This window comes from Streptomyces sp. Q2, from assembly GCF_056820935.1.
Genome location: NZ_JBXEJE010000050.1, coordinates 29,431 through 53,286 on the forward strand (window position 1 = coordinate 29,431; position 23,856 = coordinate 53,286).

19 protein-coding genes are annotated in these 23,856 nt (G+C 70.5%); 4 read left to right on the forward strand and 15 right to left on the reverse strand.

The features are described from left to right. Window positions 1–9: 9 nt before the first annotated feature. Window positions 10–855, reverse strand: coding sequence for an ABC transporter ATP-binding protein (locus ACWBNA_RS39980; RefSeq protein ID WP_482709467.1), 846 nt, complete (start codon window positions 853–855; stop codon window positions 10–12). 261 nt (window positions 856–1,116) lie between these two features. Here ACWBNA_RS39980 and ACWBNA_RS39985 point away from each other — a divergent pair, with 261 nt between their 5' ends. From ACWBNA_RS39985 to ACWBNA_RS39995, 3 genes are all read left to right on the forward strand, one after another. After that, window positions 1,117–2,784 carry a sensor histidine kinase gene (locus ACWBNA_RS39985; protein ID WP_482709468.1) on the forward strand — a complete coding sequence of 556 codons (1,668 nt, stop codon included), beginning with the start codon at window positions 1,117–1,119 and terminating at the stop codon, window positions 2,782–2,784. Further along, window positions 2,781–3,470 carry a response regulator gene (locus tag ACWBNA_RS39990; protein ID WP_482709469.1) on the forward strand — a complete coding sequence of 230 codons (690 nt, stop codon included), beginning with the start codon at window positions 2,781–2,783 and terminating at the stop codon, window positions 3,468–3,470. The genes ACWBNA_RS39985 and ACWBNA_RS39990 overlap by 4 nt, the downstream gene beginning before the upstream one ends. Window positions 3,471–3,596: 126 nt before the next feature. After that, window positions 3,597–4,400 (forward strand): COG4705 family protein, encoded by an 804-nt coding sequence (locus tag ACWBNA_RS39995; RefSeq protein ID WP_482709470.1) that lies wholly within the window; start codon window positions 3,597–3,599, stop codon window positions 4,398–4,400. On the opposite strand, the gene ACWBNA_RS40000 is transcribed toward ACWBNA_RS39995, so the two are convergent. From ACWBNA_RS40000 to ACWBNA_RS40030, 7 genes are all read right to left on the reverse strand, one after another. Beyond that, a complete protein-coding gene (locus tag ACWBNA_RS40000; protein WP_482709471.1) occupies window positions 4,391–5,143 on the reverse strand; it encodes a VOC family protein in 753 nt (250 codons plus the stop codon). The genes ACWBNA_RS39995 and ACWBNA_RS40000 overlap by 10 nt on opposite strands. A gap of 425 nt (window positions 5,144–5,568) precedes the next feature. Continuing rightward, window positions 5,569–7,818: an SAV_2336 N-terminal domain-related protein gene (locus tag ACWBNA_RS40005; RefSeq protein ID WP_482709472.1), complete on the reverse strand. Its 2,250-nt coding sequence runs from the start codon at window positions 7,816–7,818 to the stop codon at window positions 5,569–5,571. A 7-nt stretch (window positions 7,819–7,825) separates the two neighbouring features. After that, a complete protein-coding gene (locus tag ACWBNA_RS40010; RefSeq protein ID WP_482709473.1) occupies window positions 7,826–8,854 on the reverse strand; it encodes an AAA family ATPase in 1,029 nt (342 codons plus the stop codon). 51 nt (window positions 8,855–8,905) lie between these two features. Continuing rightward, complete coding sequence (locus ACWBNA_RS40015; RefSeq protein ID WP_482709474.1) at window positions 8,906–10,933, reverse strand: VMAP-C domain-containing protein; 2,028 nt, start codon at window positions 10,931–10,933, stop codon at window positions 8,906–8,908. Beyond that, window positions 10,930–12,156 carry a hypothetical protein gene (locus tag ACWBNA_RS40020; protein ID WP_482709475.1) on the reverse strand — a complete coding sequence of 409 codons (1,227 nt, stop codon included), beginning with the start codon at window positions 12,154–12,156 and terminating at the stop codon, window positions 10,930–10,932. Before ACWBNA_RS40020 ends, ACWBNA_RS40015 begins: the two co-directional genes overlap by 4 nt. 56 nt (window positions 12,157–12,212) lie before the next feature. Beyond that, window positions 12,213–13,046 carry a GntR family transcriptional regulator gene (locus ACWBNA_RS40025; RefSeq protein WP_482709476.1) on the reverse strand — a complete coding sequence of 278 codons (834 nt, stop codon included), beginning with the start codon at window positions 13,044–13,046 and terminating at the stop codon, window positions 12,213–12,215. 242 nt (window positions 13,047–13,288) lie between these two features. Next, on the reverse strand, window positions 13,289–13,963 hold the full coding sequence (locus ACWBNA_RS40030; RefSeq protein ID WP_482709477.1) for a TolB-like translocation protein: 675 nt from the start codon (window positions 13,961–13,963) through the stop codon (window positions 13,289–13,291). 957 nt (window positions 13,964–14,920) lie between these two features. Here ACWBNA_RS40030 and ACWBNA_RS40035 point away from each other — a divergent pair. Next, window positions 14,921–15,508, forward strand: coding sequence for a carboxymuconolactone decarboxylase family protein (locus ACWBNA_RS40035; RefSeq protein WP_482709478.1), 588 nt, complete (start codon window positions 14,921–14,923; stop codon window positions 15,506–15,508). 35 nt (window positions 15,509–15,543) lie between these two features. Here the strand turns inward: ACWBNA_RS40035 and ACWBNA_RS40040 are convergent, their stop codons facing one another. The 7 genes from ACWBNA_RS40040 to ACWBNA_RS40070 all read right to left on the reverse strand — a co-directional run bounded on the left by ACWBNA_RS40040 (window position 15,544) and on the right by ACWBNA_RS40070 (window position 23,719). Further along, a complete protein-coding gene (locus tag ACWBNA_RS40040; protein ID WP_482709479.1) occupies window positions 15,544–16,083 on the reverse strand; it encodes a hypothetical protein in 540 nt (179 codons plus the stop codon). A gap of 115 nt (window positions 16,084–16,198) precedes the next feature. Continuing rightward, complete coding sequence (locus ACWBNA_RS40045; protein ID WP_482709480.1) at window positions 16,199–18,238, reverse strand: CocE/NonD family hydrolase; 2,040 nt, start codon at window positions 18,236–18,238, stop codon at window positions 16,199–16,201. Window positions 18,239–18,254: 16 nt separating this feature from the next. Continuing rightward, entirely contained in the window at window positions 18,255–19,559 is a 1,305-nt protein-coding gene (locus ACWBNA_RS40050; protein ID WP_482709481.1) for an ATP-grasp domain-containing protein, read from the reverse strand. Window positions 19,560–19,682: 123 nt separating this feature from the next. Continuing rightward, entirely contained in the window at window positions 19,683–20,684 is a 1,002-nt protein-coding gene (locus ACWBNA_RS40055; RefSeq protein ID WP_482709482.1) for a 2-hydroxyacid dehydrogenase, read from the reverse strand. A gap of 202 nt (window positions 20,685–20,886) precedes the next feature. Continuing rightward, the gene (locus ACWBNA_RS40060; RefSeq protein WP_482709483.1) at window positions 20,887–21,936 is read right to left on the reverse strand and encodes an L-idonate 5-dehydrogenase; all 1,050 of its coding nucleotides are present in this window, start codon (window positions 21,934–21,936) and stop codon (window positions 20,887–20,889) included. 86 nt (window positions 21,937–22,022) lie between these two features. Beyond that, window positions 22,023–22,808, reverse strand: coding sequence for an SDR family NAD(P)-dependent oxidoreductase (locus tag ACWBNA_RS40065; protein ID WP_482709484.1), 786 nt, complete (start codon window positions 22,806–22,808; stop codon window positions 22,023–22,025). Next, entirely contained in the window at window positions 22,805–23,719 is a 915-nt protein-coding gene (locus tag ACWBNA_RS40070; protein ID WP_482709485.1) for an NAD(P)-dependent oxidoreductase, read from the reverse strand. The genes ACWBNA_RS40065 and ACWBNA_RS40070 overlap by 4 nt, the downstream gene beginning before the upstream one ends. Between the last annotated feature and the right edge of the window lie 137 nt (window positions 23,720–23,856).

The following is a 23,856-nucleotide window of genomic DNA, read 5'->3' on the forward strand; positions in this document are numbered from 1 at the left end:
ACGGGTCTCCTAGACCGAGGCGGTGGCGGGGGTGGTCTGGGCGCCCGACGTGCGGGCGTAGGCGAGCGTGACCTCGTCGCGGAGGGTCTCCCAGATCTGCTCGTAGATCTCGATGAAGTGCGGGTCGAAGCGGATCTCCTGGACCTTGCGGGGGCGGGGCAGGTCGACGCGGAAGGTGTCCTTGACCGTGCCGGGGCCGACGGTGAGGACCACGACCTTGTCGGCGAGCGCGATGGCCTCCTCCAGGTCGTGGGTGACGAAGACGACGGCCGGGCGGGTCAGCTCCCACAGGGACAGCAGCTCGTCCTGGACGATCTGCCGGGTCTGGACGTCGAGCGCGGAGAACGGCTCGTCCATCAGCAGGATCTCGGGCTCGTTGATCAGCGTTTGCGCCAGCGCAACCCTTTTGCGCATGCCGCCGGACAGCTGGTGCGGCAGGCGGTCCTCGAAGCCGGACAGGCCGATCCGGCGCAGCCAGTCACGGGCCTTGGTGACGGCCTCCTTCTTCGGTGTGCCGCGGAACTGCGGTCCGGCCGCCACGTTGTCCAGCACCGACTTCCACGGGAAGACGGCGTCGGTCTGGAACATGAAGCCGACCCGGGGGTCGATCCCGGTGACCGCTTCGCCATGGATCAGGGTTTGGCCCGCGTTCGCCTGCTCCAGGCCGGAGATCAGCGAGAGGGTGGTCGACTTGCCGCAGCCGGTCGGGCCGACCACCGCGCAGAACTCGCCGGGGGCCACCGTCATGTCGAGGTCACGCAGAGCGGTGTAGACCCCGCCTGACGGGGTGCGGAACCGCTTGGTCGCCTGGCGCAGCTCGATCGCCGGAGCCGTACCGGTCACTGGTTCGGGCACTGCTTCGCACCGCCTTCGGAAGATGTCGGAGAAGTACGTTGCGCCGGTGTTTCCGGCGGGTGACGAGAACGTAGGCCCCCGTCCACGGCGGGGCGAGACTTCCGAAGGTTGCGCGGGTTTCCCACGTTGAACGGGGTTCTGCGCGTTCTGCTCAGTGATCCAGGGGGTGGGCAGAGCGCCCGCGGACAGGCACAATCACGCCACCACGGGTACGGCGCAGGGGCCGGTCCCGAACGAGGCACGACCGGGGCGAACGCACCTGTGATACCCATCCGAATCCGGATCGGCCGCGGCGGGACGGGGAGACTCTCCGCGCGGATCCTGGCCAACCAGCTGCTCATCCTCGCGCTCACCGGACTCGCCGGCTTCGTACTGTTCGCCGTCGCGCAGCGGGCCGAACTCGACCGCGCCTACGAACAGCGCGCCCTGGCCATCGCACAGACCATGGCCGCCGAACCGCAGATCCAGCAGGCCATGGAGTACGGCGGCGGCGGGGACGTGGTCCAGACCGTCGCCGAACGGATCCGCAAGGCGTCGGGAGCGTCGTACGTCGTGGTGACCGACCTGCACGGGGTGCGCCACTCGCACCCGATGCCGTCACTGATCGGCAAGACCGTGACCGACCCCCTCGCCGCCCGCGACGGACGTCCGCACGTCGGCATCGACGTAGGGGCCACCGGACGGTCCGCCAACGGCCAGGCCCCGTTGTACGGGCCCACCGGCACGCTGGTCGGCGAGGTGTCGGCGGGCCTGCCGGAGCGCGATGTGCTCGGTGAGCTGTGGCGGGAGCTGCCCACCTTCGGCCTGTACGCCGCGATCGCCGTCGCGCTCGGATCGGCGGCCGCGTTGCTGCTGGCCAAACGGCTGAAACGGTCGACGTTCGGACTGGAACTGGAGGAGATCGCCGGGCTGCTCCAGGACCGCGAGGCGATGCTCCACGGCATCCGCGAAGGGGTCGTCGCCTTCGACCCCGACGGCAGGATCACCGTGGTCAACGACGAGGCCCGGCACCTCCTCGGCCTCGGCACCGCACTCGGCAGCGAGCTGGCGGACGTCCTGCCGGACGGGCGGCTGCGCCGCGCCCTGGACGGCACCGTGACCGGCACCGACATCAGCGTGCTGACCGACGACCACTGCCTGGTCGTCAACCGCATGCCGGTGGCGCTGCACGGCCGGGAGCTGGGCGCCGTCGTCACCGTCCGCGACCGCACCGAACTCGTCGGCCTGCTGCGCGAACTGGACTCGGTGCGCGGCCTGACCGACGCCCTGCGCGCCCAGCAGCACGAGTTCACCAACCGCATGCACACGGTGGCCGGACTGCTGGACATCGGCGACCACGACGCCGCCTTCGAGTTCGCCGTCGAGTCGGCCGGCGCCGAGCAGGCGCTGACCGAGTCCGTACGCGGGCGGATCGGCAACGCGCTGATGGTCGGGCTGATCGTGGCCAAGACCACGGTCGGTGCGGAACGCGGGGTGCGGATCGTACTGAGCGACGACTCCGCACTCGGCCAGCACCCACCACATCTGCAACGGCTGCTGACCATCGTCGGCAACCTGCTGGACAACGCGATCGACGCGACGGCCGGCGGGCCGCCCCCGACGAGCGGCCGCGAGGTGCGGCTCTCCCTGATCGAGGACGTCGACGAGGTGACCGTGCGGGTGGCGGACAGCGGTGCCGGCATCCCACCGGGCGCCGCCGACGCCATCTTCCAGGACGGCTGGACCACCCGCCCCGACCGGGGCACCGCCCGGCGGGGTCTGGGCCTGGCCATAGTGCACCGGCTGGTGCAGCGCCACGGCGGCACCATCACGGTGACCGAGGGCCCGGGCGCGGTCTTCACCGTCGTACTGCCCCTGCCGGACGTCGCCCCCGCGACCCAGGGAGCGCTGTTCACCACGATCCTGCCGACAGGAGGTGAACGAGGATGATCCGGACCCTGGTGGTGGACGACGACTTCCGGGTGAGCCACATCCACTGCGACTACGTGTCCCGTGTCGAGGGCTTCGAAGTGGTCGGCGAGGCGGCCACCGTGGCCGACGCGCTGGAGGCGGTCCGCACCCTGCGCCCCGACCTGGTGCTGCTCGACATCTTCCTGCCCGACGGCAGCGGACTCGACGTGCTGCGACAGCTCAGCGGGGACGAGGGCGGGGACCGCCCCGACGCCATCATGATCACCGCCGACCGGGACATCACCTCGGTGCGCGTCGCCATGAAACTCGGCGCCGTGGGGTACCTGGTCAAGCCCTTCGGCTCCGGCGACCTGGCCAAGCGGCTGATGGCCTACCGGGAACTCCAGCACCGCATGGAGGCACTCGGCTCGACCCCGGAAACCGACCAGGCCGACGTGGACGCCCTCTTCAGCGCCGCCCACCCGCCCACCGTCCCCCGCGTCCCGGCCAAGGGCCACTCGGCGCCGACCCTCGCCCTCCTGCACCAGATCCTGCGCACCGCCCACAGCGCACTCTCCGCGGCCGAGGCCGCCGAACTCACCGGCGTCTCCCGCGCCACCGCCCAGCGATACCTGTCCTACCTCGTCAAGGAAGGCCTGGTCCGGCTCGAACTCCGGTACGGGGCCACGGGCCGGCCCGAACACCGCTACCGGATCGTCCACTGATCCTTTACGTCCCACAGGGCGACGCATGGTCATGGGTGCGCCTTGGGCAACTCACGTACCAGAAGCGCCAAAAGCCTGGCAAAGGGGTCTGGGGCAACTGCCCGGCACCGTGCCATCGTGCCTGCCATGACGACAGATCACCTCACTCACGACCGGCCACTGGGCCCGGTACGGCACGCGGCGAGCAAGGTGCCGGAGGTGACCGTCTATTTCTGGATCATCAAGGTGCTGACGACCGGCATGGGTGAGACGGCCTCCGACTTCCTGGCCCACCGGCTCGGACCGATCCCCGCCGTCGGACTTGGCGGCCTCGCCCTGGTGGCCGCCCTGGCGGCGCAGTTCGCCGCCCGCCGGTACGTGGCGTGGATCTACTGGACGACGATCGTCGTGATCAGCGTGTTCGGCACGATGGCCGCCGACGTCCTGCACGTCGGCCTCGGCGTGCCGTACGCCCTCTCGACCCCGTTCTTCATGGCCGCGCTGGCCGCCGTCTTCGCCCTCTGGCACCGCGGCGAACGCACCCTGTCCATCCACAGCATCCACTCCCGGCGCCGCGAGACCTTCTACTGGGCCGCCGTGCTGGCCACGTTCGCCCTGGGCACCGCCGCCGGGGACCTCACCGCCTCCATGGGCCTCGGCTACCTGGGCTCCGCCGTCCTGTACGCCGCCGCGATCGCCGTCCCGGCCGTCGCCCACCGCCGGGGCAGCCTGAACGCGGTGACCGCCTTCTGGGCCGCGTACGTCCTCACCCGCCCGCTCGGTGCCTCCCTCGCGGACTGGATGGCCGTCAGCCACCACCGAGGCGGACTGAACCTGGGCCTGGGTCCGGTCACCCTGTCCTGGACGGTGGCCATTGTGGGCTTCGTCGGCTATCTGGCCACCTCCCGCAAGGACGTGGGCCGTACGTCACGGATCTCGGCTCACGTGTAGGCGGGCGGGTCTTGAGGTGTGCGTCGGGGCGTCAACACGCGGAACTCGTTGCCGTCGGGATCGAGCATCTCCACCCAACTGTCCTCGCCCTGGCCGGTGTCGATTCGGGTCGCGCCCAGGGAGAGAAGACGGTCGACCTCGGCCTGCCGATCACCGTGGCCAGGTGGAGCGAGGTCGAGACGCAGCCGATTCCTGCCCGTCTTCGGCGCGACCGGTGGACCACCCCACGTGATCTTCGTACCGCCGCGCGGCGACTGGATCGCGGTCTCCTGGTCCTGGTCCCAGACCAACGGCCACCCCAGCGCCTCGCTCCAGAAGTACCCGACTTCCTGCGAACCGTCGCAGGCCAGCGCTCCGACGAATCCGCAGTCGGCGAGGAACTCGTTGCCCGGCCCGATGACGCAGAACTCGTTGCCGTCGGGGTCGGCGAGCACCACGTGCCCCTCCTCCGGGAGTTGGCCGACGTCGATGTGCTGTCCGCCGAGTCCGAGCGCCCTGGCCACCGTCTGCTGCTGGTCCTCCAGGGATGTACTCGTCAGATCGAAGTGCATCCGGTTCTGGCCGACCTTCCGCTCCTCGGTCGGAAGGAAACGGACCCGGAACTCGGTGTCCACACCGGGCAGGATCAAGACGCCGTCGCGTGGATCGTCGGCCATCTCCCGACCCAGGACCCCGGACCAGAACCGCGCCAGACCCAGCGGCTCGCTCGCATCGAAGCAGATCGCGAACAGTTGACAAGTCATTACCCTGCGATCTCCGATCCAGTGACTGACCGCTGTCGGCAGGGCGCCTCGGCAGCCCCTCGAACGGCAGCCTAAGGGTGAGGGGGTGTCACCCGCAGCCGAGTATTCGCCGGCAGCCGCAACGGCCCGGCCACCACCGGGTTCAGCGCCTGGCTGCTCGGGCCCGTGTTCGCGAACGGCCGGGTCAGTTGGGCTCCCCCAGGCAGCTCAGAGATGGCCGGCGTGGGCCGCCGACGGTGGAGGTCGTTCACGTGACGGTCCTGCTCAACCCCGATGCGGCACCGTCCGGGGAGCGGCTGGTATGCCTGTCACTTGCCGGGGGTACGGCGTAGGCGTTCCGGGCAGCAGACGGAGGTCCTGTCAGGAAGACCGACACTCGCCGAGCTCCCTGAGAAGCGGTACTCGTTCCCGGTGAGGGCCGATGGTCAGGGGCCCTGCTGGGCGTCGTCCCCGAGCATGTCCCACCACCCGGTGAACCATGCCTGGGTTTCGGCCAGTTCGGTGGGCGGTTGGGTGAACAGGGGCGGGTCCGGCAGGCCGTCCGGGGTGAGGAAAAGGGATGCGAGGCCGCGGTCGTTGTTCAGGTGATACAGAACGGTGAGCGGGTGGGAGGGCAGGGGGCGGACTTCCAGACGTATGTCGGGGACCAGGTCGCGGATGCGATCGAGCCGGGTGCGCAGTTCCTGCGTCCGGATACGGGCCGCGGAGTCCAGGTCTTCCGAGGGGGCGACGGTGAGCAGTACCCGGATCTGGAGCGTGAGGGGGGCCCGACCCCTTTGCCTGACGTCTTCGAGGCGGGGTACGAGCGCCTGCAGGAGCTGGTCGAGGCCGGGGGCGACGACGTCGATGGCGACGCGGGGCGTCGCGAAGGCCTCGGCGAGCGCCTGGGTCAGGTCCGCCTCCTGGCCGACTTCCGCCTCTTGTTGGGGAATTCGGGTCACGATGGAGCCGGAGCCCTGCCGACTGATGATGTATCCGTCGTCCGACAGCCGTCGCAGGGCGCGCTGCACGGTCTCCCGGGAGACACGGAACTCTTCGGCCAGCGCCCGCTGGGGAGGCAACGACGCGCCGAGTCGGAGTTCACCGGACGCGATCCGTGCGAGCAGCGCATCGATGATCCGCTGTTGTTCAGCGCCGCCGGGCCTCCGTGTGACCACTTGATCGTAGGCGAAGGCGTCGGACTCGGGCGGGATCGGCTGCGCGGCCGGATCGTCCTCAATGAGCCGGAGGGCGAGGAAGTCCCCGGCGCTGCCCGGCGATTGCCGCAGGAACGCGGAGATCTCCTGCCTGACGACCTCCTGCACGGCGGTCACGTCCTGCCTCAACTGTGCACCGAGCAGCGCCTCCCGTACCCCGGGACGGAAATGGAACAGGGCCCTGGCCGGGTCGGTCCGGGCCGTGACCTCCCACGGCGTGAACAGACCTCCGAGCGCCACTTCGGCGAGGTGTCCGTGGTCCCCGTCCGGCAGCATCACCCGCCGCACCAGATTCATCACCGGCAGGGTGAGCGGCACCGCGGACAGATAGCCGGCAAGCTGCCTGGCCTGCGGGGACGCGCTGTGCTGGAAGCGCTGGACGGCCTGGAACGCGCGCGCAACCCCCGGTCGCTCCTCCGCACCGGGCCGCGGCGCGTCACTGAGCAGCACGCACGGCAGATGCCGGCGCCGGCCGTCGCCGGAGATCAGCCGGGCGAGTTCGGCCAGCGAATGCGGAGAGAAGTCCAGGACGGGTAGGCCGGTTCGGTGGTCCGTCGGGTGGCGGCGTGCACGGTCACCGGCCGCGGACAGCGACCAGTTGACGTTCGGTGCGGCCGGTCCGGGCGTGCGGATCCAGTGCGGTGCGGCCTTGATGGCGCTCTGGTCCCACAGGCGTTCGGGCAGGATGTCCAGGAGTGCGACAACGCTGTGCGCCGTCCACGTGAGCAGGGCTTGATGCAGGCCACGGGCGTCCCACGCGGTCGACACCGCGTCGCTGAGCAGGAGCACCAGGCCCCTCTCCCGGGGCCGGACGAGCGAAGAGGCGGGCCGGCGCCGCCCGTGTGGGGTGCGGGACAACGTGACGTCTTCGGTGTCCGTGTGCAGGTACCACAGCTGAGTGGTGCGGAACAGGCCGGTCTGTACGAGCGCCCGGTGCCACTGCGTGACGAGGTCGTGCCACAGCAGCATGGAGGGGTGCGTGTCTACGACCACCGTCAGCTCCAGCCAGCGCTCCTTCGCCGGTCGCAGGACGGGGAGCAGCGTCCGGTGTCCGATGCTGGCCGAGACAGTCGCTTCCTCGTCCAACTCGAGCCGGTTGCCCGGGAGTCGGCGTCGGCCGAGTGGGCGCAGCGCGCGCATCAGGGCGAGCGGGTCAGCGAGCGGTGCTGCCCGCCGTACGCGGACGTACTCGCCGCTGCGCCGCGTGGCCGGCCGCACAGCCGGACGCCTCCCCGGTACATCCGGTGGAGCGGCGAGCGGGGGCGCGGGGAAGAGGGCGGCGCCCCGGGGTGGGGGAGCGGAGGGTCCGGTCGGGACGGGTGCGGAAGGAGGCGGTGGGAACGCCGTCGCGGCATGCGGCTCGGGGGCGGGCGTCGGCGGACCGCTCATGCACCGGGCGAGCCAGAGGATGTCGGCCAGCTCCTCGGGCCCGGTGTCGACTCCTGCCGTCGCGATGGCGTCCCGTACCTCGTCCAGCACCGCCGGCTCACGCGCTCGGGTTGTCGGTGAGCCGTTCCAGGGCGACGGAGAGCAGCCGCTCGTTGTCGGCGGGGTTCGGCCAGGCGCCGCTCAGGCGTAGTTGGATGGCGTTCAGGAGCTGGTCGGTCGCGAGGTCGCCGGTCTCGCGGCGGCCGAGGAAGTCGTCGATCAGAGCGCTCGAGGGGTCCGCACCGGGGTCGACGCCTAGCCGCTTGCGCACGATTTCCTCGAGGCGGTCCCGCCCCGGAGGTGCGATGTGCAACCTGATGCAGCGTCGCAGGAACGGCGGGGGAAACTCCCGCTCGCCGTTGCTGGTCAGAACCACCACCGGGAAGGCGCTGCACTGGGCCCGCCCGCCGTCGATCCGGGCCGAGGGTTCCGGTCCGTCCGCGGTGCCGATCGGGGGAGCCGCGTCCTGGGCGGCGATTCGGGCCAGCTCGGGGACCTCGAACGCCCCCTCCTCGAAGACGGTCAGCAGATCGCCGGGAAGGTCGAGGTCGCACTTGTCGATCTCGTCGATCAACAGGACGCGGGGACGCGACTGGGGGAGCAAGGCGGTGCCGAGCGGCCCCAGGCGCAGATACGTCGAGATGGGCAGCGGCTCCGCGGCGTCGTGGCCTGCTGCCTCCTGCGGTGACCGGCGCAGCGAGGAGTCGTGCAACCGCCCGATGGCGTCGTATGCGTAGAGGCCGTCCCGGAGACTGCTGCGGCTGGTGATCGGCCAGCGGAGCACCGGCCCGAGATCCAGATCCGCCGCGATGCTGTACGCCATGGTGGACTTTCCGACCCCGGGTTTGCCGGTGATCAGGAGCGGGCGGCGCAGATACAGCGCGGTGTTGACCACGTCGATCTCGTGGTCATCGGGCACGAACCCGTTGCCGCGCTCCAGGGTTTCCTCCCAGGCGGCTCCGCCGACCGGCGGCCTGTACTGCGCGCCTACCCCCGGGAACCGCCGCCACGGGGGCGCACTGAGTCCGAGCCGCTCGAGCCGCTGTGCGGCGGTGCCCGGCCCCTGGTAGATCCACCAGTCCTGCACGGTGTCCTCGTTCCTTCCTAGGGCCTCGTCCGGATGGGTCCCCGCCGCGTTCTAGCCGAGCCGCTGGCGTTCGGGCCTGCGGTCCGGATCGTCCCAGAGCAGCGCGAGACCGTGCTGCCACGTCTGTTCCTGCGGCTGCACCGCGATTCCCTCGATCCGCAACCGACGTAGTTTGTACGGTAGTTCGCGCAGGTCGACGTGTGTGCCCGCGGGACCGAGCGCCCGGTCGAGGCCCGCTGCGTCGGCGCTGAACGCATCGCCGTGCGGCGGGCCGTCGCGCCGCCACACGGCGATCGGAACCCCCGCGTCGAGAACCGCGTCGAGGGCGTCCGGCAGTTGCGCCTCGGACACCCCGGCCAGGACGCACACCGGCAGATGTCGGTCGGCCTGCAGCTCCACGCCGAGGTGGGTGGACAGCGCGTGCCGACCGACCAGCCAGATGGGCTGGGACGGCAGTCCCGTGCCCGGGGTGAACAGCGCCCATTCGCCGCCGCCGTACGCCTTGAACCAGGCCCACTTGCGCTTCCACAGGTGGTAGGCCGCCCCCGTGCGCTCCTCCGGGCAGCGCACCACTACCTCGAACTGCAAGCCGAGGCGCTGCGGTCGGCCCCGCCGCCCGATCGGCAGCTCCCAGTCCTCCACGTGCTCGGGCAGCAGCTCGAAGGGCAGATGGAACTCGATACGGCCGATGCAGGTCTGCTCGGCACCGTTCGCGGAGAACCGGTCGAGAAGCGTGCCGAGTTGACGGCCCAGTTCCAGCTGGGCGGATGGCACGTCCAGCGGGTCCTGCGAGCACCACACCGCGTCGAAACTGTCGTGGTGCAGCCACACGTCCACCCAATAGGCTGCCTCCACACTGGATTTGCGCAGTTGTACGTGCAGTTCGGGTGCCGTCGTGCGACGGGCGGGCGCGGGAGGTACAGCGCCGACGCGGAGCCGGGCGGACGTGCGGTCCACCCAGGAGTCCAGGCGTTCGCCCCAGTCGCGGTTCTCGGCGTAGGCGGCCAGACAGCGGGCGAACAGCAGGGAGAAGGGCAGCCGGGACCGCCCCTGGCGTTGCTCCAGATCGCGGACGAGCTCGGTCAGACCGTCGTCGGGCGGCGGCAGGGTACTGATCGGTGGTGCGGCGCATTCGGCGGTGGCGAACGCCCACGAAATCGCGTCGTAGGTGTAGGCGGGCAGGTCCTGTTCGGCGGCCAGCGTGGCCAGCTCGCGCCAAGCGGCGTCGTCGAGGCGGGGGACACGCTCGGCCGGGGCATCGCCCCAGTGGTTGCCGAAGAGGGACGAGCCGTCCCAGTCGCGGTCGATGATGAACTGTGGCACTTGCCAGGCACGCTGGTCCGCTTTGAGCCTCAGGAACCTTCCCCGCAGGCGGCGGGCGAGGTGGGGCAGCTGCTCCGCGCCCTGCCCCGCCGTCAACTCGGAGAGTTCCTCCAGGAGGTGCTCGGTGAACAGACCGGCCCCGCGATCCGCCAGGTTCTGCGCGGCCTCTCCGGGTCTGGCCGCGTACAGCCGGAACTGCCTGCGGTCGGAGCGGGCCGCACTGCTGCCGTAGTCGACGGATCCCAGCGTCAGTCCCCGGGCGAGGCGTTCGTCCACCCGGCAGGCGTCGGCGATGGCGATCTGGTGGCGGAAGCAGCCGCCCGGCAGTCCGTTCAGCCAGCGCAGTGCGGCGTCGAGATTGAGATGCACGGTTCTTCGGGCGGTGGCGTCGCTGTAGGGCAGCAGGAGCTGGCTCGCGCCGTCCTGGTAGCCGTGGCCGGCCCAGAAGATCCAGAGCAGGTCCCCGTCACATTCGGGCAGTTCGTCGAAGAGGGCCCGCTGGATGTTCTGCGCCGTGGCCGCCTTGCCCGGAACGCGGCAACGGTGTCGGCCGGCCTCGATCGGCGAGGTGAACAGGTGCACGTTGCCCTGAGGGACCCCGCCAGGACCGGTCAGCCAGTCGGCGATGCGCACGGCGTCGCGAGCCGCTCCCGGCAGGTCCCAGGACGAGGCCACCTCGTAGCTCTCGATGCCCACGATCAAGGCGTATGTCCTGGTGGGCGAGACGACGGACAAAGGGGTGGTGTCCGCGCTCACTCAAGTACCTCCGAAGCGCCGACAGACGACCGCACGGCGGCCGCGATCCGCTCGTAGGTGGCGGGCAGCTTCCAGTACGCGCTGTGGGAGACCGGGAAGGGCTGGCGGCTGCCGATTTCGTGATCGCTCACCCGGGTGTCGTCCGGGAAGACGGGCGTGGCGCGGAACGCGAGCAGGTCGTGGCGGTCGTAGAGGTTCAGCCAGGCCGGGAAGCCCTCCGGGAGCGGGGCGCCGGGTGGTAGCCCGGTCAGCGCCCCGATCTCGTGCAGGAACGGTGCCTGCGAGCCGACGGTCACCAACAGGCGTACCTGCGAGAGGCGTTCACCACGCCCGGCGGTCAGCGCGAGCAGATCGACCAGGGCGATGCCACCGAGGCTGTGCCCGATCAGGACGGTCGGCTCGCTGCTGAGGGTCACCTGCTGGTGCAGGAAGGTGCGCAGGGCCGCCCCGCGCGCCTGGTAGCGGAGGATGTCACCGACGGCCGGTAAGGATCCGGTGGTGAGAGGCCGGCGCCAATGGTTCAGGGCGGGTTGCGTGAACAGGCGCAGCGCCAGGGTGCCGAGGGCGGCAGTCGCCCTGCCGCCGGGCACTCGGGCCGTGCCGCCGAGCAGTGCGGTGAGGAGGACCACCACGCGGTCGCGCTCGTCGCCCGTGCACAAGGCGGCCTCGCCCGAGGAGTCGAGCATGCGGGCGACCACCGCACGCGCGGCGCACTCCGCCACCTCGCGCGCGTCGTACGCGTGGCGGGCGCGGGTGCAGGCCTCCTGGAACTCATCGGCCTGCGCCACGAGGTGAACGGCGCCCGGGTAGTGCTCGATCAGTTCCGTCGCGCGGAGCAGATCCGACAGCTCCTCAGACGAGGGCCCGTAGGCGAGGAGGTCGGCGACGGTCCGGCCCTGCGCCTGCACCCCGGGCGTGCCGAGTCCGTCCTCGGGGTCGAGGGCGGTCGCGACGGCGCGTAGTTCGCACAGTGGGTCCGCGAGGAGAAGGGCCCACTGGGCCACGTCCTGTGCGAGCGGGTCCGGCAGTGGGGCGCCCCTGGTCGTCAGCGTGCCCGGCAGGGACCGCACGCCGGTGAGGTTGGCGCCGTGATCGTCGCCCCAGTAGGCGGGGACCAGTTCGGCGTCGGGAAGGAGCGGTGCGAGACGGTCGCCGATGAGAGCGCACAGGGCGTCGAAGCGCTCGCGTCGTACACCGGTCCCGTGGACGAACAGGATGCGCAATCCCCCACCACCCTTTGCCTGTACGGCACTTCCGGTATCCGACGATAGCGTGGAGATCAGGCAGGGGTCTCGAACGGGACGGTATCGGTGCTCGACCAGTGGTAGGCGAACCAGTCACGTGCCTTCTCGACGAAGGGACTTCCCGCGGTGTGATGGAACAGGGTTGCCCCGAGTCGCATGAGGTCGTGCACATCGAGGACGTCGTCGTCTCCGAACTCGTACGGGCGGCGGACGGCCTGGTAATGGCCGGACAGTGCTTCCGACTCGTTCAGGATGTAGAGCTTTTGGAAGGGCGCGATCGGCGCCTGTCGGACCTCGAAGGTCGCGGACTCGGTCAGGCCGTCGTCCCGAATGCCGGACACGGTGCCCTGTAGGTGGGCGGCTTGGCGGCGCCTCAGCTCGGCCAGTCGTTGTCTGGGGCGCGCGTCCCGCGGGGCGCCGACGGCCCGCAACAGGGGGAGGCTGTCCGCGACGACGGGCAGCAGGATCCGTACGGTGACCGAACGAGGGGGTGGCATCGTCCCGTTTCTGAAACGCTCGGCGCACAGCGACAGGTGCGGGCTGAGCGATTCCCCGGTGAGCGTGAACGCCTCCACCGTGACGTGCGGCGCCTCGAAGGCGGCCATGAGGGGACCGTTCAGCCTGGTCGTGGAGGGTGCCTGGCCCGGCTGCCCGGGTCCAGGCTGCTCGGCGATGTAGGGCTGGGAGCCTCTGGTGGCCCGGGTCAGGAGCCCCTCTTCCCTCAGCAGGTCCACGGCTTTGCGCACCGTGCCGCGCTCCGCCCCGAACTCCTCGGACAGCTGCGCCTGGGTGGGCAGCCGGTCTCCCGGGGCGAGCTCCCCGTGCAGGATCCGCTGCCGCAGCACCTCCGCGATGGCGTCGTGATCCAAGCGCTGCACGCCTCCTCTTGCTCCGACGGTCCCGCCGATGCCGACAGTCTGAAGGATCGGTGCGTCGTTCCACCGTGCCAAGACGGCACGGGTTGTCGGCGGGTGGGGCGGTCCCGGCCGAACCATGCCGGACGTACGCAGACGACGCGACCGGTCCGCGGTACCACCGGCGATACCGCAGACCCGGTCACCGGCCGAGGTCGCCGCTGTGGCCGTAGCCGTCCCCCTTGCGGCCCGGCGGCTCAGCGCAAGGTGCGGACGAACACGTCCCCGATCAGGTTCGTGTCGTCGGGCACCAGGCCGGGGTAGTAGGAGTCGAAGACGGCCGTCGACTCGTCGGCGCTCAGTGCCGCTCGCCCCACGGTGACGGGTTTGCCGTCCTGTCCCGGTGACAGCAACTGCTCGTCGCCGGTGCGCAGATCGCGCAGGATCAGCCCCAGTGTCCTGCGGTCCGCGTCCGCCGTGTTGAGGAGCAGTTTCGAGCCGTTCACCGACAGGTCCGACACCAGGGTGAGATCCGTGGGGGAGTGGCCCTCGTACCGCCGCAGGGTGCCGGTGCGCAGATCACGGACGAAGGCGTTCCAGCCGTTGTTCGTATCGGCGTCCGGGACCAGGTTGGTGGCCTGCGAGTTGAAGCCGACCTTGGAGCCGTCGGCACTGAGCACCGGGGCGATCGCCGACATGTCGGCCGGCGCATCGTCATGAGTGGCATCGGCCTGCACGGTGTGCCCGGTCACCCGGTCGTACACCAGGATGTCGCCCTGGTCGTCGGCGGCCGGCCCGGAGTAGCCCTCCAGATAGGCGACTTTGCGGCCGTCGGCGCTTATGGAGATCTGCTGGCACTGGTGGAAGTTCTTCGATCCGTCCGAGGGCCGGCTGACCCGCCGTACGTGCTGGGTCCGTCGGTCCAGCAGCATGACGCGGCAGGCGAACGCGCCGTTCTCGTCGACGGTGGGTCGGGCGACGAAGGCGACGTACCGTCCACTCGCGCTGATCGGCGCGATGCCGTACNTCCAGCAGCATGACGCGGCAGGCGAACGCGCCGTTCTCGTCGACGGTGGGTCGGGCGACGAAGGCGACGTACCGTCCACTCGCGCTGATCGGCGCGATGCCGTACGACACGTGGTAGCCCTCGTCCATCGCGGGCGCCAGACGTTCGGTGGACCCGGTGCGCAGGTCCGTCACGTGCACGGAGGAGGTCCCGGTCGTGGCCGAGTACGAGGTGAAGGTCAGGTAGCGCCCCGACTCGGACAGCTGGGGCGTCGACGTCGTCTCGCCCGGCACCGCCACACGCTGCAAGGGTGCGCCGGGAGCGGTGCGGTAGAAGACGCTGTTCCGCACGTCTGTGCCGGGCACCAGATTGGTCGCCGACGACTGGAAGGCCACGACGCGTCCGTCCGCGCTGACCACCGGGTCCACCGAGTGGCCGTTGCCGCTGGTGCCGTCGGGGGCCACACTGATCCGTTCCGTACGCGGGACCTGATCGTCGCTCGCCGCCCCCGCGGGCTGGACGAGACAGGTGAGGGCGACCGCCAGGGCGGCGGTCGTGGAGAGGCGTAAGCAAGGTCTCATCGGGTGGTTCCCCCTTCGGCCGGGGACGGCCGCAGCCGTCCCACTACTACCCCCGTGCCCCGGCCCTGCGCGGAGGACTCACGAGGATGCAGGCGATGAAAGCGCGCCGCCTGCCAGGGGTCAATGCATCTGCACGAGTCGGCCCGATTCGGGGCCGATCCAGCCGGACTCCGAGGGCCGGTCGCCGATCCGCGTCTCGTACCGCCGGACCCAACCAGTCCCGCGCGTACGCCACTTGTCGTCAGGCGAGGTGGCTTGTCGTCGGCGTTTCCTCCGGCCCGTGTGTGGCGTAGCGTGGCCGCGTGCCAGAGTCGCCGCTGTCGCCCGCCGCGCCCAGGATTCCTCCGCAGCCTGCCGAGGAGTGGGACGAGTCCGTGCGGGAGACGTTGTCCGCCGACATCGGCTCACTCGGGCTCGGGGTGTCTTCGCTCGGCGAGGCACATGTCTTCGCCACGATCGCCCGTCATCCGGAGTTGTTCGCCGCCTGGCTTCCGTTCAGCAGCCAACTGCTGCTCGCGGGCGAACTCCCGTTCGCCGACCGCGAGTTGGTGATTCTCCGGGTGGCACGCAACTGCGATTCGCCCTACGAGTGGGGCCAGCACGTGAGGATCGCCGAGAAGGCCGGGTTGTCACCGGACGACATGGACCGTGTGACGGCGGGTCCCGACGCTGAGGGCTGGACGGAACGGCAGTCGCTGCTGTTGCGGGCGACGGACGAGTTGCGCTCCGGGGCACGCATCAGTCGGCCGACGTGGGAAGGGCTGGCCAGGCATCTTACTGAGCGTCAGCTGATCGAACTGCCGATGCTGGTGGGCCACTACCACCTGCTGGCGTTCACTCTGAACTCACTGCAGGTGCGACCGGAGCCCGGCCTGCCTCCCATGCGCTGACGGCATACGTCGACGGGTGTCCGGGCGCAGCAGGCCTACGACACCCGTTCGCCCTCGCCCTGCAGGGCTGACCGCATGTGGCGATGACGGTCCATGGCGAGGCGACGCATCCGGATGACCCAGTAACAGAACCCCGACATGGCGACCGCGAAGATCAAGGGAAAGGTCAATGAGTCGGCGGCCACCCCGAGAGCAAGAATTCCGATCGCGATCAAGCCCATCAGGCCCAGCCAGTACGGCAGCCACCGGCCTCCCCGCTCCATCTTCCCCAGCTGCTCGGCGACCAGCCGTCGCATGGTCGCCCGCTCCTCGGGATCCGTCGGCACCTCGCGGTGCCGGATCTTGCGGTTCAGATCGGCGATTCCACCCGGGTCGGTGCCGACCGCCCGGCCGACCCTGCGACGCTGCACGGCCAGGCACGCGATGGTGATGGCGGCGTAGATCGCGCCATGAACCACCCACAGGACCGGATGTTCGTTCCGGCGGAACAGGGCGGCGATCCCCACCGCCAACGGGAAGATCACGATCGTCTGCGCGGTCAGACTGCGGTCGAGCCAGCGCTGTAAAGCGCGCATGGCGCGTACCTCCTCGGCATCGACGGGACATCGCTGTCGTTTCCCGGATACCCCGTCAAGACCGGCCTATCGGCAGCACGCCGGCTGCCGCGTGACACGCGAGAGGTCGACCCGCCTAGAGCAAGTCGCGCGGCACCGTCTCGTTCCACGTGCGGGAGAACACCCGGCGGTCACCCTCGTAGCCGTCCAGGGTGGCGTCCACGAAGAAGTCCCGCTCGTCGCAACTGAGCCGGGTGTGGGTCACCACGCGAACGTCCCAGTCCTCGCGCCGGAACCGCATGGTCCACGTGGACTCGCCGCGCACCGACGTGAAGTCGTCGGCGACTGTCGCGTAGCGCTCGTAGGCGCGACGGCCGGCATCGAGGCCGATCTCGTCGAAGCGGACCAGACCCTGGTCCTTCACGATCTCCAGTTCGGCGTGATAGCCGATCAGGTCACGTTTCACGTCCCACCGCTGCTCCGGGGGCGTCAGCCGGGACACGGCCAGGGGCGGCGTCCCTTCGGGCTCCTCGAACGGCTTGGCGGGCACCTCGTCGGGTTCGTCCGTCGGGCGGACGGGGAGCATGAGGGTGCTGGAGCCCTCGTGGACGCTCAGCAGGGCCGGTTTGGGCGGCGGCCAGGCGAGTGGCCAGTACGACGTGGACAGGGAGAGGCGGATGCGGTGTCCGGGCGGGAACGCCTGCGCCACTGCGTTGAGGTGGACGGTCGCGCGGTAGCGCCGGCCCGGCTCCAGCGGCTCGGGGTCCTCGGTGCTGTCCCGCCGGGTGAGATTGAGCAGACCGTACGTGACTCGGGTGGCGGCGCCATCGGGGCTTACGTCGGACAGGCGCGCGGCCACCATCGCGACCGGCTCGTCGGCCGAGATGTCGAGTTCCACGGCCGGGGAGCCCAGGATCTCCAGCCGTTCGGTCAGGGCGTCGGTCTCGAAGACAAGTGAGCCGCCGTCCTCTTCCCGCTGGTCGTAGGGCAGGTCCGGGGGTGCGTTGTACGAGGCCCACTTGCCCGCGAACTGGCCGACCGACAGAGGGGAGCGCACGGTCATCGCGGCGCCGTCCCCTTCGCCGACCGCCCCGTCCTCGCCCGGAGAGCCGATCCGGTGCCGGGTCAGCGGGTACGTGACCGGGTGGATCTGCGGAGACGGCCACGTGGGTTCCGCCACCCAACGACCCGGCCGCTCCTCGTACGACGTGGACGGGGGAACGCTGTCCTGCATCCACGTCTGCAGCATGGGGCCGTCCATGACGCCGTTGTCGACGCCCTTGAGCCAGTGGTCCCACCACCGCACCACTTCCTGGAGGTAGCCGATGGCCGGCCCGGGTTCTCCGAGGTGGGGGAACTTGTGCGACCAGGGGCCGATCAGTCCCTTGCGGGGCACGTCCAGGTTGCCGAGCAGGCGGGTCACGGCGTTGGAGTAGCCGTCCGCCCAGCCGCTGGAGGCGAGGACGGGACAGCGCACGTCCTGGTAGTTCTCGGAGATCGAGGCGTGCCGCCAGTAGTCGTCGCGGCGCTGGTGGCGCAGCCATGGAAGGACCCAGGGGCCGGTGTTGTCCAGGCGCTCGTGCCACATGTCGCGCCAGCGGTCGCCGACCACGGCGGGGTCGGGCGGGCACGTGGCGTAGGCGAACATGGTGCCCGCCTCGGCGAGGTTGTCCGAGAGCATGGCCCCGCCCATGTAGTGCATGTCGTCGGCGTGCCGGTCGTCGGTGAAGGACGCGATGGCGATGGCGCGCAGGCTCGGCGGCCGCCGGGCGGCCACCTGGAGAGCGGCGAAGGCACCCCAGGAGATGCCCATCATGCCGGTGGTGCCGTCACACCAGGGCTGCTCGGCCAGCCAGGCGAGGACCTCTTCGGCGTCGGCCTGTTCCTGTTCCAGGTACTCGTCCTTCAGCACCCCCTCCGAGTCACCGGTGCCGCGCACGTCGACGCGGACGCAGGCATAGCCGTGCCCGGCGATGTACGGGTGGTGGATGGAGTCCCGAACGGAGGTGAGATCGCGTTTGCGGTAGGGGATGTACTCCAGCACCGCGGGCACGGGCTCGTTGTCCGAGGACGTGGGACGCCAGACGCGTGCCGACAGCTGTACGCCGTCGGGCATGGGGATGCTGACGTGCTCCTCTTCCTTCGTGGCGTACGGCAGGTTGGTCACGTAACGCATAAGGCCGACGCGCTCCTTACTCTTGCGGGCTCTCGTCGAAGGTGAATCCCAGTGCGGCCACGCAGTGGTCGTACTTCTCCCGCAGCTCCTCCTCGCCGTTGCCGCCGGTGAAGACGTGGGCCAACTCGAAGCTGTAGCTGTCCTGTTGGGACAGACCCGACAGGGGCTGCCCCTCGTGGGGCGTGACGTCCACGCGTAGGCCGTCGGTCTCACGCTCGATGCGGGCGATGTCCTCGGGCGAGGGCACATGGCCCACCACACCGTCGGTGAACCAGCGGTAGTACCACTTCGCGGCCATCGCGTACGGGCCCTCACGGTGCGGCATGTGCGGGTCGTCGCCGAGGGCGAGGCTGACCATGCAGTGGTGGTTCGGTACGCCGTCGACGTACTGGAACAGTTCGGCGTGGGACTGGGAGTGCCGGGGGTTGATCTCCAGGAGACTGACCTCCTGGGTCTGCGGGTCGTAGAAATACTCCACGCTGAAGGTGGCCGAGTCGAAGCCGATCCGGCGCATCACCCGCTCGGTGACGTCGCGGAGCTGGTCGATCACCGGCGGCGGCAGCGTCGAGGGGTACTGGTGGCGCAGGAAGCAGGAGGTGTCGGGGTAGTTGATGGAGTCCAACGTGCCGTAGACGGTCACCTCGCCCTGATGCACATAGCCCTCGACGGCGACCTGGATCCCTGACATCGCTTCCTCGGCGAGGCAGACCTGGCCGCCGACGCCGTCCATCTCGGGCGGCAGCTCGATCCGGTCGAGGATGTACTCGAAGGGCCGGCCGACCCGGGCGATGCCCTCACGGATCTCGGCCACGGCGGCACGGAACTCGTCCATGTCCTTGACGCCGAAGGCGAGTTCGGAGGAGTACGAGAGGGCGGGCTTGAGCCACATGGGGAACCGCACGCCCTCGGGAGGCCGCGGATCGTCAGACTCCAGATCGACCTTGCCGAACCGCGGAATCCTGTCGGTGGCCTTCTGCTGCTCGAGTCGACTCCAGTACTTGTGCTCGCACTTGACCACCGACTCCAGGCTGGTGCTGCGGGTGCCGTAGCGCCGGCTGAGGATGGGTACGAGCGTGCTGACCGGGAAGTCCCAGTAGCCGACGATCGCGTCGATGCTTCCGTCGAAGGCGTCCAGCACCCCCTGCGCCTTGTCGATCAGTTCCGGCACCGACACCTCGCCGCCCTGCAGCTCCTCCGTCGACAGCAAGGGGTGGTAACGCAGTGACTTCGCACCCGGCACCGCTTGGAGTGTCGGCAGGTTGGCCTCGTCGAGGCCGATCACAAAGATGTTCTTCGTATCGTTCACGTTCTTCTCAGGCACCGGCACCTTCCTCTTCCCCACGGCTCGTATCGGAAGATCGTCGGAGTACCCGTGAGGCGCGCGGCCAACCCCCTACCCGCAGGTCCCCTCACCGCCGACAGGCGACGGGCCGGGCCGCGCTGTTCATCGCGCGGGCCGCCCGCTGGTCCCCGGCAGCGGGGTCGACGCCCCTTGCCCGTCCAGTACGGCCTCGATGTTGCGCGCCGCCAGTTCCACCATCGCCGCCCGCGTGGCCTCCGTTGCCGAGCCCACGTGCGGCAGCACCACCAGGTGCGGTTCGGCGAACAACGGATCGGCAGGGTCCGTTCGCGGCTCGTTGGTCATCACGTCCAGCCCCGCCGAGTGCAGGCTCCCGTCGCGCAGCGCGGTGAGCAGGGCCGCCTCGTCGACGACCCCGCCCCGTCCGGTGTTGACGAGCGTCGCCGTCGGTTTCATCAGAGCGAGCTCCGGGGCGCCGATCATGCCGGTGGTCTCGGGTGTCAGCGGAGTGTGCACGGACACCACGTCGCTGGTCCGCAGCAGTTCCTCGAAGGTGACCCAGTGGGACAGCTCGTCGTCCTCCTTGCGGCGCGGATGGTGGTGCTGGATCCGCATCCCGAATCCGGCCGCCCGGCGCGCGAGGGCCTTGGCGATCTGCCCGTAGCCGATCAGCCCGAGCGTCGCGCCCTGGACGTCCAGCCCCAGGAAGGCGTCCATCCTGAAGGCGCCCCACTCGCCGCGCCGCAACGCGTCCATGCTCGCCCCGAGGCGTCGCCGTGCCATCAGGATCAGTGCCATCGCCACGTCGGCGGTGGTCTCGGCGAGTACGTCGGGGGTGTGGGTGACCACCACGCCGCGCGCGACCGCGGCGTCGACGTCCACGCCGTCGTAACCCATCGACGCCAGCGCCACGACACGGAGGCCGGGGCCGGCCGCGTCCAGCAGGGCGGCGTCCACCCGGTCACTGCCGAGGACGAGCAGCCCTTCGCAGCCCTGGACCAGTGCGCCCAGCTCGGCGGGGGTGGGCGGTGCCGTCCCCGCCCATGCGGTGACGTCGTACCGCGAGGCGAGCCGCCGGACGGCGGGCCCGGGCAGGCCGGCGCGGCTGACGGCGACGCGCGGAGCGGGGACGGGGGTGTCGGACATGCTGAACTCCCTTGGTGGGAAGGGGCGGTGGCGGGTAAGCGGAGTCGGTCCGGGCAGGCCAGGAGGTGGCCCGGCGGGACAGAGCGTCCGCTCGCCTCGCCCGACTGCGACGTGGAACCGGCGCGGGAGGGGCGGGGCCGCCGCCGGGCGGTGGGCCCCACTGTCGTCACTTCCCGCGGGCCGGCCCATGCCTGCCTCGCCCTCAGAGCGTCGTCGGATCCGCGAAGTCCAGGAGCACCTTGCAGGATCGCGCCGGGTCGGCTGCCAGTGCGAACGCTTCGCCGACGCGCGTCACGGGCAGTACGGACGTCACCACCGGGTCGACCGGGAGGCGGCCGTCGGCCAGCGCATGGAGCACCTCGCCGAGTTCGGTGTCGAAGCGGAAGGAACCGACCAGCCGCAGCTCCCGCGTGATCACCGCGTTCGCGGCGACCGGGGTGTCCCCGGGCGGGAGCAGGCCGAGACCCACCACCAGACCGCCCCGGTCCACGCCGTACACGCATGTGCGCAGCCCGGCGGGGTTGCCCGAGGACTCGATGGCGATGTCCGCCGCGAGTTCTTCCAGCCCGTCCACGGCACTCGAGGTGCCGCCGATCCGGACGGTCGCGTCGGCGCCCACCTGCTTGGCGACCGCCAGCGGCGCCTCGTGGACGTCGGTCACGGTGATCTCACCGGCACCGGCGGCGCGCAGGGCGGCGACCACCAGGCAGCCGATCGGTCCGGCGCCGGTGACCAGGACCCGCTTGCCGCGTACGTCGCCGGCCTGCCGTACCGCGTGCCAGGCGACCGCCGCGGGCTCGGCGACCGCGGCCAGCCGCAGGTCAAGGCCCTCGGGCAGGGGCAGGACCCGTTCCGCGGGCACGACCAGGACATCGGCGAATCCGCCCTGGACGTGGGGGTTGCGGGCGGCGCTGCCGAGATAGCCGGTGTCCAGACAGGTGTTGCGCCGTCCCGCCGCGCACTGCCGGCACGTGCCGCAGGAGGCCAACGGGTGCACGGCCACCGGGGTGCCGGGCGGTGGGGCCTGCGTGCCGGGGCCTGCCGCGCGTACCCGGCCGACGATCTCGTGACCGAGGACCAGTGGTTCGCGCAGCCGGAACTCGCCGACCGCCCCGTGTCGCCAGTAGTGCAGGTCGGAGCCGCAGATCCCGCCGTAGCGGATGTCGACGGCCACCTCGCCGGGGCCGGGATCCGGCACCGGCCGCTCCTCCAGGCGCAGGTCGCCCGCCGCGTGAGCCACGACCGCTCGCATCGTGGATGAGTTCGATGAGGTCGATGAGGTCGAGTTGGATGAGTTCGAGCTCGATGAGGTTGCTGCGTTCATGTTCTCGGTCCTTCTCAGATGACCGCGGTCAGGCCGCCGTCGACGGCGATCACCTGGCCGTTGACGAAGTCCGACGCGGGGGCGGACAGCCACACCAGCGTGCCGACGAGATCCTCGACCGAGGCCCAGCGTCCGGCCGGGGTGCGGCCCCGGATCCAGGAGCCGAACGCGGGGTCGTCGACGAGGGGGCGGGTCAGCTCGGTGACCACATAGCCGGGTGCCAGCCCGTTGACCGACAGTCCCGATCCGGCCCACTCCGCGCACATGCCCCGGGTCAGCATCGCGAGGCCGCCCTTGGAGGCCGCGTAGGCGGCGATGCCGGGGCGGGCGAGCCAGGTCTGTACGGAACATATGTTGACGATCTTTCCGCGGCCGCGCCCGACCATGCCCGCGGCCACCGTGCGGCCGACCAGGAAGGCGCTGGTGAGGTTGGTGTGCAGGACCCGCTCGAAGTTCTCGGCGGAGACCTCCAGGAGCGGTTCGCGGTGCTGTACGCCGGTGTTGTTGACCAGGATGTCCAGCGGGCCGATCCCGTTCTCGATCTCCTGGACCGCCGCCTGTACGGCCGTCTCTTCGGTGACGTCGAAGGGCACGGCGTGCACCTTGGTTCCGGTGCGTTCGGCGAGTGCGGCACGAGCGCGTTCCAGGGCCTCGGGGTCGCGGCCGTTGAGGACGAGTTCGGCGCCCGCCTCGGCCAGCCCCGCGGCCAGGGCGAATCCGATGCCCTTGCTGGAGCCGGTCACCAGGGCCAGCCGCCCGGAGAGGTCGAACAGGGAAGGCCCCTTGGCTGAAACCGTCATGACTGGCCTTCCCTCGGACCGTTTCCGGTTCCGTTCTCGGTGTCGGTTCCGTAGTAGTGCATGAGCGCGGCGTTGTCGGCGTCGGCGTGGCCCGCCGCGGACAGCCAGCGGTGGAGTTCGGAGACGGCGGTGGTGACCGGCAGCGGCACTCCTTGCGAGCGCGCGTAGTCGCGGGCCGCCTCCAGGTCCTTGACCATGTTGCTGACCCGTCCGGTGGGCGTGAGATCGATCTCGGCGAACTTCACGAAGAACTCCTGGAGCAGCGCCGAGTCGGCCCTGCCCCCGCTGAGCGCCGCCCGTACCTGTCGTGGTGGCAGGCCGGCCGCCCGGGTCAGCGCGGCGGCCTCGGCGAGGGCGGCGAATCCGCAGCCGACCAGCACCTGGTTGACGGACTTGACCAGCTGTCCCGAGCCGGCCGGGCCGAGGTGGGTGAGCTGGGAGGAGAGGGCGCCGAGTACGGGCAGCGCCCGTGCCACCTGATCGTCCTCGCCGCCGAGGAACAGCGTGAGCTCGCCGCGTTCCACGCCCGGCGCGCCGCCCGACAGAGGAGCGTCGACCCAGCCGGCGCCGAGCTTCGCCGCGCGTTCGGCGAAGTCGCGGGTGCGCCCGGGGTCGATGCTGGACATGTCGATGACGAGTACGCCCTCGGGTGCGGCGGTCAGGACCCCCTCGGGGCCGAAGACCACCTGCTCGACGACGTCGGCGGTGTTGAGGGAGAGGATCACCGCGGAGGACGAGGCGAGCTGCGCCGCCGAGTCCGCCGGGGCCGCCCCGTCCCCGACGAGCTCCGCCACCGCGTCCTGGCGGACGTCGTAGACCCGCACAGTGCGTTCACGCCGCAGCAGTCTGCGGGCGATGGCCGAACCCATGACTCCGAGGCCGGCGACGCCCACCTCCGGATGACCTGACACGTTGACCTACCTTCTGAACCAAATACTGTACGCAGAACAACATACTGAACCACGATGATGATGCTGTGCAACTGTTCGGGGATATGCAGGCTTGCGTGTGCAACATATTGGCTTGAGTCCCACATGCTGTTACGGTC